Source organism: Devosia insulae DS-56 (genome assembly GCF_000970465.2).
In the GTDB taxonomy this organism is placed as follows: Bacteria; Pseudomonadota; Alphaproteobacteria; order Rhizobiales; family Devosiaceae; genus Devosia_A; species Devosia_A insulae.
Genome location: NZ_LAJE02000229.1, coordinates 1 through 10,479 on the forward strand (window position 1 = coordinate 1; position 10,479 = coordinate 10,479).

Consider the following 10,479-nt stretch of genomic DNA (forward strand, 5'->3'; position numbering starts at 1 on the left):
CCCGCACCGTCTCCGCCTGCGCCGCGGCCACAGCGCGCAGCACCCGGTCTTCGCCGCCTTCGCCGCGCTTGAATTCGTCGACGATGCGGCCATCGGCGATGGTGAGGCAGCGGTCGCAGAGGCCGAGCACTTCTTCGAGCTCCGATGACACCACGACCAGCGCCACGCCCTTGTTGGCGAGTTCGACGACGAGCCGGTAGATCTCCTGCCGGGTCGCCGCGTCGACGCCCTTGGTCGGCTCATCGAGCAGCAGCACCTTTGGGGCGCGCATCAGCACCCGGGCGAACAGCAGCTTCTGCTGGTTGCCGCCCGAGAGATGCGCCACCGACGCCTGCGGCGATGACGCCTTGACGTTGAGCTGGCGCATCGCTTCGAGGATGGCGCTGCGCTCCCGATCGCCACGCACCATGCCGCGGGCCGAGAGCGGGTCGAGATTGCCGATGGTAATGTTGGCGCCGACCGGCAGATTGAACAGCAGGCCATCGCGCTTTCGGTCCTCGGTGAGGAGCGCAATGCCTGCGTCGCGTGCATCGCGCGGCGAACGGATGGCGATGGCTTGCCCATCGACCTTCACCGTGCCCTCGGCTGGGACGCGGCCGAAAATGCCGTGGAGGATTTCGCTGCGGCCCGAGCCGAGAAGGCCGGCAAGGCCGACGATCTCGCCCGCGGCCACCGAGAAACTGACATCGCGCGCGCCGTAGATGGCGCCGGGTTTGCCGGCGACGCTCAAGTGCTCGACTGCCAGCATGGGGCGGGCGCCGACCGGCGCTTCGTGCGGCGGGAACAGCTTTTGCAGCCGCTGGCCGGACATGGCGAAGATGAAGCGGTCTTCCTCGAATTCCTCGCGACCGAGTTCCGCCGCCACGCGCCCGTCGCGCAGCACGGTGGCGCGGTCGCAGACTTCCAGCACTTCCGGCAGCCGGTGGGTGATGTAGATCATGGTGACGCCCTGCCGCTTCAAACGGCGCAGCACCTCGAGCAGCGCCTCGACCTCGGTACCGGAGAGCGACGCGGTCGGCTCGTCGAGCATCAGCACCCGCGGTTTCAGCGCCAGGGCGCGGGCGATCATCACCAGATGGCGCTGGGCCGAGGTGAGCGAGGCGACGATGGCCTTGGGGTCGATCGTGAGGCCGAGATCATCAAGGATGGCGCGGGTACGATCCTCGAGCTTGTGCCGGTAGATCAGCACCCCCTCGCCGAGCCCGGTATGGCCGGCAAAGACGTTCTCGGCCACCGAAAGCTGCTCCAGCACCTCGATTTCCTGCGGCACGTAGCCGACACCGGCGGCGCGCGCCGCGGCCGGCGAGGCAAAGCTCGCGGGCTGACCAGCGAGGGTGATCTCACCGGTATAGGAGCCAGCCGGATGGACGCCGTTGAGGATCTTCACCAGCGTCGACTTGCCGGCGCCGTTCTGGCCGAGCAGCGCATGGATTTCACCGGGCAGCACGTTGAAATCGACGCCGCGCAATGCCTGCACGCCGGCGAAGGCCTTGACGATGCCGCGGGCGGAAAAGATCGGGTCCATGGGTCGGCGCCTCGAAAGGAAGGGAAGAACCGCGCCGGCTCCCGGGTCAGGGGGAGACCGGCGCGGCGAGAGCCGGTTTACTGACCGGCGCTGTCCAGCATCTTGTAATAGGGGTCGAGATCGGCTGCGGTGATGACCTTGGAGGGCAGCACGTTCATGTAGCTGACCGTCTCGCCCTTGGCCAAAGCGCCCAGCAGTTCGGCGACCTTCGCGCTTTCCTCATAAAGCGGCTGCGCCACGATGCCGTAGGCGGCGCCCGACTTCACCAGATCGAGGTTCTGCCGGATGTAGTCCATGCCGATGATCACCACATCGCGGCCGGCCTTGCGGGCCGCGCCCGACCAGGTCTGGATCGAGTTGCCGGTGGTGCCGAAGGCAGCGTTGACGTCCGGGTTGCCTTGCAGGATGGCGATGGCCTTGCCCTCGGCAGCGGAGGGTTCAAAACCTTCCATCTGGGTCTCGAGCACTTTGATATCGGGGTACTTATCCGCGATGGTCTTGCGGAAGGCGTCGGACATGGCGTTTTCGGTATCGTTCGAGGCGCCCTGGGTGAGGGCGACAGTGCCCTTGCCGCCGAGCTTGTCGCCGATGGCGATGGCAGCATTGGTGCCGGCAGCCGCGATATCCTGCGCGGCGGCAGCCTTCAGCCCATCGACCGTGCCCTCGGGCGGCAGCACGTGCCAGGTGACGACCGGCAGGCCCTCCTTGGCGAGCTTGGTGATGTAGGAATAGATCGCCGGATCGGGACCGTAGACGCCGACCGCGTTGAACTTGGTGCGCGACAGCGCCGCTTCGGCGAGCGGCAGGGTGGCGGGGATATCCCAGTTGGTGGCAGAGGGGTCGCCCACCACTTCGCAGGTGTAGCCGAGCTCCTTGCACTTATCGAGGAAGCCCGCCTGCATCAGCCGATGCACCGGATGATCCTTCATCGCCTGCACCCAGAGCAGGGTTACGTCCTGGGCGTAGCTGGCTCCGGCGGCGCCAAGGCCGGCGACCAGCGCCGCTGCACCGAGCAGGCCTTTCACCAGTGTCCTCTTCGAGATGTTCATGGTTCCTCTCCTCCATTGGCCCGCGAGTTGCCGCGTGGCGTTGAACGGTTGTGCGGACGCCCCCTCAGGCGCCCGATGCCTTGCTGTCGGACTTTTTGGCTGCTGCGGTCTTGGCGCCGGCGCCGACGGTGAAGTAGCGACGGCGCAGGATGTCGAGGCCGACCGCCAGCACCATGATCACGCCCACCGCGATCTGCTGCCAGTTGGAGTTGACGCCGATGACCACGAGGCCCGACTGCACCACCTTGAGCATCAGGATTCCGACCACGCCGCCGGCAATGGTGCCGGCGCCGCCAAACAGACTGACGCCACCGACCACCACGCCGGCGATGACGATGAGTTCCCAGCCCGAGCCGATCGAGGTGGTGCCGGATTGCAGGTCCGCCATGACGAACATGCCGGCCACGGCCGAGAGCGCGCCGACAGTGATGAAGGCGCCGATCTTGTAGATGGTGGTGTTGATGCCGACGAGGCGCGCCACTTCGGGGTTGCCGCCGGTGGCGTAGAGGTTGCGGCCGAGCACGGTGCGGCGCAGCACGAAATCGGCGACGATGGCGGCGACGATGAAGAAGGCGAAGCTCCAGCCCAGCCCGAAGGCAAAGCTGCTCATGCCGAAATCGGCGACTTCCTTGGGCAGCGGGTAGACCGGGTAGCCGCCGGTGACGAGCTGGATCAGCCCCTGCCCGATGAACAGCATACCCAGGGTCTGGATGAAGGCCGGTATCCTGAATTTGACGACGATGATGCCGTTGATGAGCCCGATGAAGGCGCCGACGCCCATGCCGCCAAGGATGGCGAGCGGCACTGGCCAGGCGAGCGCCGTCATCAGTTGCGCGGCGATCACTGCAGAAACACCGGCGACGGAGCCGACTGACAGGTCGAACTCGCCGGCCACCAGCAGGATGGTCTGGCCGATGGCGATGATGCCGACGAACGACACGACGTTGAGGATGGCGCGGATGTTGCGCTCGGACAGGAAGGCCGGCTGCATGAAATAGAAGAAGGCCACCAGCAGCAGCAGCGCCGCGATCACTCCGACCTCGCCGATGGCGATGAAAGAGATCAGCCGGTTGCGCAGCGAAGGCGTGGTCGGTTGCTCGGTCGTGGCGGGCGCCGCGCTGTTCATGCTTTTCCTCCATGAGGGGCGGCGCTGTTGCGGAGTGATCCGGTCAGCGCTTCGCCATGCCCTCATCAGCTATTATACTATTATAAGTGTCAAGACCTCTCGTGCACTGGTCTGACCAGTTACCCGGCGAGCCGCGATCTGCAGTGATGGTACCGGAACCATTCTGCAACGTCAAAGGAAATGGTACCGGAACCAGCGCTGGCGCGAAGCGATTGTGACGACTATGATTCCGCGCGTTTTCGGGAGTAGCGCGCATGGCCAGGTCGGAAGACGGCGGCGACAAGAAGCCGCTGGAGCGGTTGGGGGTGCGCGAGATCGCCAAGCGGGTCGGTGTCGCGCCGATGACCGTATCGCGCGTGCTCTCGAACCCCGACATGGTCGCCCCGGCGACTCGCGCCAAAGTGCTCGAAGCGATCGAAGCGGCAGGGTTCGTGCCCAACCGCCTGGCCTCGAGCATGAAGGGGAATGGCCGGATCATCGGCACGGTGGTGCCGCCGCTGATCAACTCGGGTATCGCCGAACAGGTGCAGGGCATGTCGGACGAGTGCCAGCAGGGCGGCTACTCGATGCTGCTGGTGCAGGGCGAGTTCACCACCGAGGCGGAAGAATCTTCGATCCGCACCCTGCTTGGCTGGCGGCCGGCGGGGATGATCCTGCAAAGCTTCGTGCAGAGCGAGGTGGCGCGGCAGCTGCTGGTGTCGAGCGGCGCGCCGGTGGTGGAGATCTCCGAGATCAAGGGGCGCCAGCCGATCGACATGGTGGTGGGCGTCTCGAACTTCGAGACCGCCTATGCCATGACCATGCACTTGGCGGCCAAGGGCTATAAGCGCATCGGGTTCGTCTCGACCCCGATTCACGGCAATGACCGGCTGCAGCAGCGACGCACCGGCTACCATGCAGCGCTCACCGAGCTCGGGATCGAGAACCACGCGTCGCTGGAAGTGGAAGTGCCGATCACCGCCGCCGGGGGCGCCGAGGCGCTGGTGACGCTGACCGAGCGACACGCCGATATCGACGCGATCTTTTTTTCCTCCGACACGCTGGCGATCGGCGCGGTGCAGGAATGCCACCGCCGTGCCTGGGCCATCCCCGGCCGTATCGGCATCGCCGGCTATGGCGACATGGACCTGGCGGCGCAGCTCTACCCGCCGCTGACCACGGTGAAGGTGAACCGCTACGAGATGGGCCGGCGCGCCGTGCGGCAGCTGCTCGACCGGCTGGGCGGCAAACAGAAGCTCGCGACGATCACCAGTTTGGGCTTTGAGATCGTCGATCGGGAGAGTGCTTAGCGCGGTCTGCCCCTCACCCTAACCCTCTCCCCAGAGGGGAGAGGGGACGCACTTTGCACTGCCGGGGCCACATCGCCCCCTCTCCCCTCTGGGGAGAGGGTCGGGGTGAGGGGCTGTAAAAACACCCCTACCCCTTACTCTTCGCCTTGTTCTGCGCATCAGTCCCCAGCCGCTGTTCCCAGCCCTCAGTGTGCACGTTGAGATAGGCATGCGGGTCGTAGGGGTGCTGCTTGATGGCGTCGATGTTGAGATCGATGCCGAGGCCCGGCGCGTCGGGCAATGACAGATGCCCGTTCTTAGGATCGATGGTGGGCCGCCAGGTGACGAGGTCGAAGGTCCAGGCGTCGTTGAAGGCGTCGAAATGCTCCTGGATCAGGAAGTTCGGCACCGCTGCCGCCAGTTGCAGGCAGACCGCCGTCGCCACCGGGCCGCCGCTCTGGTGCGGGGCGATGTGGCTGCCATGCGCCAGCGCGAGGTTCGCCACCTGCATGGACGGGCCGATGCCGCCCAGCGACATCGGTTCGGGCTGGAAGATGTTGACGCCGCCGCCGGCGGCAAGCGCGTAGAACTGGCCGACGGTATCGAACATTTCGCCGGTCGCCACCGGAATGGGCGAGCGGTGCGCCACCTCGTGCACCGTCTCCTGCCGATCACGCGAGGTGGGCTCCTCCCACCAGTAGATATCGAGGTCGGCGAAGCGTTCGGCTGCCTTGATCGCGGCGATTTCGGTGAAACGGGCATGCACATCGATCAGGATGCGGGTATCGGCGGGCAACTCGTCACGCAGCTTGCGGCAAATGTCGTAGCTGAGCTCGAGTTCCTCGCGGGAAATGAAGCCCTGCGCGGTGCCGAACGGGTCGAGCTTGAACGCCCTAAAACCCTTGGCGAGGACGGCCTTGGCCGCCTCGAGGAAATGCTCGGGGGTGCGCTCGGTGCGATACCAGCCATTGGCGTAGCCGAGCACGCTGTCGCGCACCTGGCCGCCGAGCAACTGGTGGATCGGCACGCCGAGGCTCTTGCCCAGGATATCCCAGCAGGCGACTTCGACCGCCGCCATCACGGTGCGATGGATATGGCCGCCATCGAGCGACACGCTGTCGAGCATGCGCTTCCACAGCGCGCTGATCCGACGTGGGTCCTGGCCGATGGCGAGGTGCTTCAGCTCATGCACCCCGGCCTCGGTGGTGGCGATGAAGCCGTTCAGCGTGCCCTCGCCGATGCCATAGATGCCATCATCGGTATGCACTTTGACGAACAACCAGTTCTTCCAGCCGGCGCCGACGGTGAAGGTCTCGATCTCGGTGATTTTCATGCTCGACTCCTCACAACCCGTGGACTTGCCGTCCTGTCACCGGGTGTCATTCCCGCGAAAGCGGGAACCTCTGTTTTCAATGCGTGCGGCGGACACCGCAAACGGAGTTCCCGCTTTCGCGGGAATGACCGGTGTGTGCTTCAGCTTATTGCCGCTATCCTCTCAACCACCGCCTCGACCGTCAGCCCATACTTTTGCTGCAGGGTCGGGACGGCGCCGCATTCGATGTAGCGGTCGGGCAGCCCGATGCGGGTGACCTTCCTCACTATCCCGGCATCGAACAAGGTCTCAACCACCAGGCTGGCAAGCCCGCCGACGATCACATGGTTCTCGGCGGTGACCACCTGCCCAACCGAGGCGGCGAATGCGGCGACCGTCTCAGCGTCGAACGGCTTGATGGTCGGGACGTGGAGGACCGCGACCGAGATACCGCGCTTTTCCAGCAGCGCCGCGGCATCGATGGCGCGCTCGCTCATCAAACCGGTCGAGATGATGCCGACATCCTTGCCGTCACGCAGCTGCCGCGCCTTGCCGATCTCGAACTTGTAGCCGGGCTCGAGCACCACCGGCACGGCGCCGCGCAACAGGCGCATGTAAACCGGCCCCTGATGATCCGACATCGCGACCGTCGCGGCGTCGATCTCGGTGGCGTCCATCGGATCGATGATGGTGAGCCCGGGGATCATCCGCATCAGCGCCAGATCCTCGATGGCCTGATGCGTGCCGCCATAGCCGGTGGTCAGCCCGGGCAGGCCGGCGATGATCTTCACGTCGAGATTAGAGTGGGCCAACGTAATGGCGACGAAATCGAAAGCGCGACGGCTGGCGAACACGCCATAGGTGGTGGCAAAGGCCTGTTTGCCGGTGCGGGCGAGGCCGGCCGCCACGGCGACGAGGTTCTGCTCGGCCATACCGACATTGAAGAAGCGCTCCGGATGCGCATCGCGGAACGGGTGGATGTCGGTGTATTTGCCGAGATCGGCGGTAAGCCCGACAATGTTCGCCCGCTCTAGCCCGAGGCGGGCGAGGGCTTTGCCGAATGGCGCATCGACCGATTTGCGGCCGCCACCGGCAGCTTCGTTCTCACCCATTGCCAGCGTGCGACCGGCTTCCATGGCGCGGCTCATGGCTTCAATCCCACGTTCTGCTCGAACTCGTCGATGATCGAATCCCACTGGCCGACATCGACGCGGAAGAAGTGCGATTTCTCGCTCTGCTCGATGCGGCGGACGCCTTTGCCCGGCAACGTGCGGAGCACGATGGCCTTGGGCTTGCCGTTGCGCTGGCGCGCCTTGGCGAGCGTTGCGACCACGGCATCCATGTCGTTGCCGTCGATCTCAAAAGTTTCCCAGCCGAAACTCCGCCATTTATCGGCTACCGGCTCCATATCGAGCACCACCGGGCCATCGGCCTGGATGCCGTTGCAATCGACCAGCGCCACCAGCCCATCGAGCTGGAAGTGGCTGGCGGACATCGCCGCCTCCCAGGTCGAGCCCTCCTGCAGCTCGCCATCGGAGAGCTCGACGAAGACACGGGCCTCCGAACGATCGAGCCGCAGCCCGAGCGCCTGCCCGACCCCCTGCCCCAGGCCGTGGCCGAGCGAGCCGCCGATCACTTCGACGCCGGGTGTGGTGTCGAGGGTGGACATCTCGAGCCGGCTGTTATCGGCGCCATAGGTGACGAGCTCCGCCACCGGAATAATGCCGGCTTCGGCGAGGGCGGCCCAGAGCGCGATCGAGTAGTGCCCGGTTGATAACAGGAAGCGGTCGCGGTCGACCCAGCCGAGGTTCTCGGGGTCGTAGCGCAGCTCGTGGAAATACAGCGCGGTGAGCGCATCGGCGATGCCGAGGCCCTGGCCGATATAGCCGGCGCCCTGGCCGCGGGCCATGGTCAGCATGTGGCGGCGCAGCGTGGTGGCGCGCGCCTTGAGCGCGGCGATATCGGCCTCAGCCGGAGGCGAGTTGCGGGTCATCGCATTAATCCTTGTCGAGGCCGCCGGACATGTTGAGCCGCTCGGCGGTCATGTAAGCCGGTGAGTCCAGGCAGAGCCACACCACCGACTCCGCCACCTCGGCGATCTCGGCGCGACGGCCAAGCGGCACGCGGCGGGTGCGCTCGTCGAGGAAGGCTTGCAGGTCGTTGATGCGACCGTTGACGCGGGCCAGCTCGACCTCGGTCGAGCGCTGCATCTCGGTATCCATCATGCCAGGCGCCAGCGAGTTCACCAGCACGCCATAGGGCGCCAGCGCCACGGCGAGGGCGCGGGTGATCGAATCCACGCCGGCCTTGCTGGCGGTGTAGGCGGTGTAGTCGGGCAGCGCCATGCGCGAGCCCGGCGAGGTGATGTTGACGATGCGGCCGGCGCGCTGCTCGCGCATCACCCGCCCGGCGGCCTTAGAGGCCATGGCAAGCGCCGTGACGTTGAGCGCCAGGGTGCGGGTCCAGGATTTGTAGCTCGACTCGAGGAAGGGCTCGATGACGCCGTAGCCGGCATTGTTGACGAGGATGTCGATGCCGCCCCAGCGCGCCACCACTTTGTCGACAGCGGCTTCGGGCGCCCCCTCGAGGGTGAAATCACCGACGATCTCCAGCACCTGCCCGCCAACGGCCTCGACCAGCCGCGCCGTTTCGGCCGTCCCGGCTGCGTTGATATCGGCGATGCCGACGGCACAGCCACGCATCGCCAGCTGGATCGCGACCTCGCGCCCCAACCCGCCGGCAGCGCCGGTGACCAGCGCTCGTTTCAGGAATGCCTCGTTCGTATTCGCAGCCAAGACGGCGTCCTCCCCTCGGACATCTTGACGCGACTGATACCGGTACCATAAATTGAAGTCAACGGGCTTGCCGAGGGGATGCAATGAAGGTCACTGCGCTTGAGACACTGACGATCGCAGAGTTCCCGTTCCTGTTCTGGCTGCGGGTGCATACCGACGTGGGGATCGTCGGGACCGGCGAGACGTTCTGGGCGCCGGGGCCGGTAGCGAGCTACATTCATGACAATGTGGCGCCCTACCTGATCGGCAAGGATCCGCGCGATATCGAGCTGCACGACCGGACGCTGGGCAGCGTCTATGTCGGGGCGCGCGATTCCGGCGCCGAGGTGCGCGGCAACTCGGCGGTGAACATCGCGCTGTGGGATATTTATGGCCAGGCGCTGGGCGAGCCGCTGTGGCGGCTATTGGGCGGGCGGACGCACCAGACGGTGCCGATCTACAATACCTGCGCCGGCTACAAGCACGTGCGCGCCAGCAAGAAGAACTCGCTGTTCGAGCGCACCGAGGACTGGTCGCTGCAAGCAGGCGATTCGAACGATGGGCCGTATGAGGACCTGCTGGCCTGGCGGTTCGATGCAGGGAAGCTGGCCAAGAGCCTCCTCTCCGAGGGCATCGGCGCGATGAAGATCTGGCCGTTCGACATTGCCGCCGAGGCCTCGAACGGCACCCGCATCTCGCTCAGCGACCTCGACAAGGCGCTGGAGCCGTTCAAGCGGATCCGCGACGCGGTCGGTCGCGACATGGAAATCATGGTCGAGCTGCACGGGCTCTGGACCCTGCCGCCGGCATTGCGCATCGCTGAGGCGTTGAAGCCCTATGACGTCGCGTGGCTGGAGGAGCCGATCCGCTACAACGAGCTCGATGCGATGGCTGAACTGGCGCGGCACACCTCGACGCCGATCGCGGCGAGCGAGCGGCTGGCCTCGCGGCAGATGTTCAAGCAGCTGATCGACAAGCGCGCCGCCTCGGTGATCATGATCGATCTCGCCTGGTGCGGCGGGCTGTCGGAAGCCCGGAAGATCGCTAACATGGCCGAAGCGAGCGAGCTGCCGGTAACCTTGCACGACTGCACCGGACCAATCGTCTATGCCGCCAGTTGCGCGCTCTCTGCGACGTTGCCCAACGCCGTCTACCAGGAGGCGGTGCGAGCCTATTTCACCGGCTGGTACACCGAGATCGTCGCCGACCTGCCACCGGTCACCGAGGGCCGGGTGGCGCCGCTCGATGGCGCGGGATTGGGGATGCGGCTGCGCGAGGAACTGTTCGAGCGGCCGGATGCGACGGTGCGGCGGACGGGGGTTTAGGCAACCGTTTCCGCCGGTGGCTGGGCGATGTGCCTTCTCCCCTTGCGGGAGAAGGCGAGCCGGCGTGCGCTGCCGGCCTAGAGGTGAAGAGGTGCCTAGC

At 66.0% G+C, this 10,479-nt stretch carries 9 protein-coding genes; 2 read left to right on the top strand and 7 right to left on the bottom strand.

Annotated features, from left to right (window positions below; all coding sequences use genetic code 11):
* The 3 genes from VW23_RS16440 to VW23_RS16450 all read right to left on the bottom strand — a co-directional run.
* Nucleotides 1-1,525 (bottom strand): sugar ABC transporter ATP-binding protein (locus VW23_RS16440; RefSeq protein ID WP_069910631.1); only part of this gene is annotated, 1,525 nt, incomplete at its 3' end.
* A gap of 77 nt (nt 1,526-1,602) precedes the next feature.
* Nucleotides 1,603-2,574, bottom strand: a complete 972-nt coding sequence (locus VW23_RS16445; protein WP_069910632.1) for a sugar ABC transporter substrate-binding protein — start codon at nt 2,572-2,574, stop codon at nt 1,603-1,605.
* Nucleotides 2,575-2,638: 64 nt separating this feature from the next.
* Nucleotides 2,639-3,700, bottom strand: coding sequence for an ABC transporter permease (locus tag VW23_RS16450; RefSeq protein ID WP_069910633.1), 1,062 nt, complete (start codon nt 3,698-3,700; stop codon nt 2,639-2,641).
* Nucleotides 3,701-3,954: 254 nt separating this feature from the next.
* On the opposite strand from VW23_RS16450, the gene VW23_RS16455 reads away from it, so the two are divergent.
* Complete coding sequence (locus tag VW23_RS16455) at nt 3,955-4,989, top strand: LacI family DNA-binding transcriptional regulator (protein ID WP_069910634.1); 1,035 nt, start codon at nt 3,955-3,957, stop codon at nt 4,987-4,989.
* Nucleotides 4,990-5,116: 127 nt separating this feature from the next.
* Here VW23_RS16455 and VW23_RS16460 read toward each other — a convergent pair whose 3' ends face one another.
* The 4 genes from VW23_RS16460 to VW23_RS16475 form a co-directional block, all read right to left on the bottom strand.
* On the bottom strand, nt 5,117-6,301 hold the full coding sequence (locus tag VW23_RS16460) for a mandelate racemase/muconate lactonizing enzyme family protein (protein ID WP_069910635.1): 1,185 nt from the start codon (nt 6,299-6,301) through the stop codon (nt 5,117-5,119).
* A 140-nt stretch (nt 6,302-6,441) separates the two neighbouring features.
* Complete coding sequence (locus tag VW23_RS16465; RefSeq protein WP_069910636.1) at nt 6,442-7,428, bottom strand: transketolase family protein; 987 nt, start codon at nt 7,426-7,428, stop codon at nt 6,442-6,444.
* Nucleotides 7,425-8,273 (bottom strand): transketolase, encoded by an 849-nt coding sequence (locus VW23_RS16470; protein WP_069910637.1) that lies wholly within the window; start codon nt 8,271-8,273, stop codon nt 7,425-7,427. Before VW23_RS16470 ends, VW23_RS16465 begins: the two co-directional genes overlap by 4 nt.
* A 4-nt stretch (nt 8,274-8,277) precedes the next feature.
* On the bottom strand, nt 8,278-9,075 hold the full coding sequence (locus VW23_RS16475; protein WP_084646234.1) for an SDR family NAD(P)-dependent oxidoreductase: 798 nt from the start codon (nt 9,073-9,075) through the stop codon (nt 8,278-8,280).
* A gap of 83 nt (nt 9,076-9,158) precedes the next feature.
* Between VW23_RS16475 and VW23_RS16480 the strand changes: the two genes are divergently transcribed.
* Nucleotides 9,159-10,379, top strand: a complete 1,221-nt coding sequence (locus tag VW23_RS16480) for a mandelate racemase/muconate lactonizing enzyme family protein (protein WP_069910638.1) — start codon at nt 9,159-9,161, stop codon at nt 10,377-10,379.
* Nucleotides 10,380-10,479: the final 100 nt, after the last annotated feature.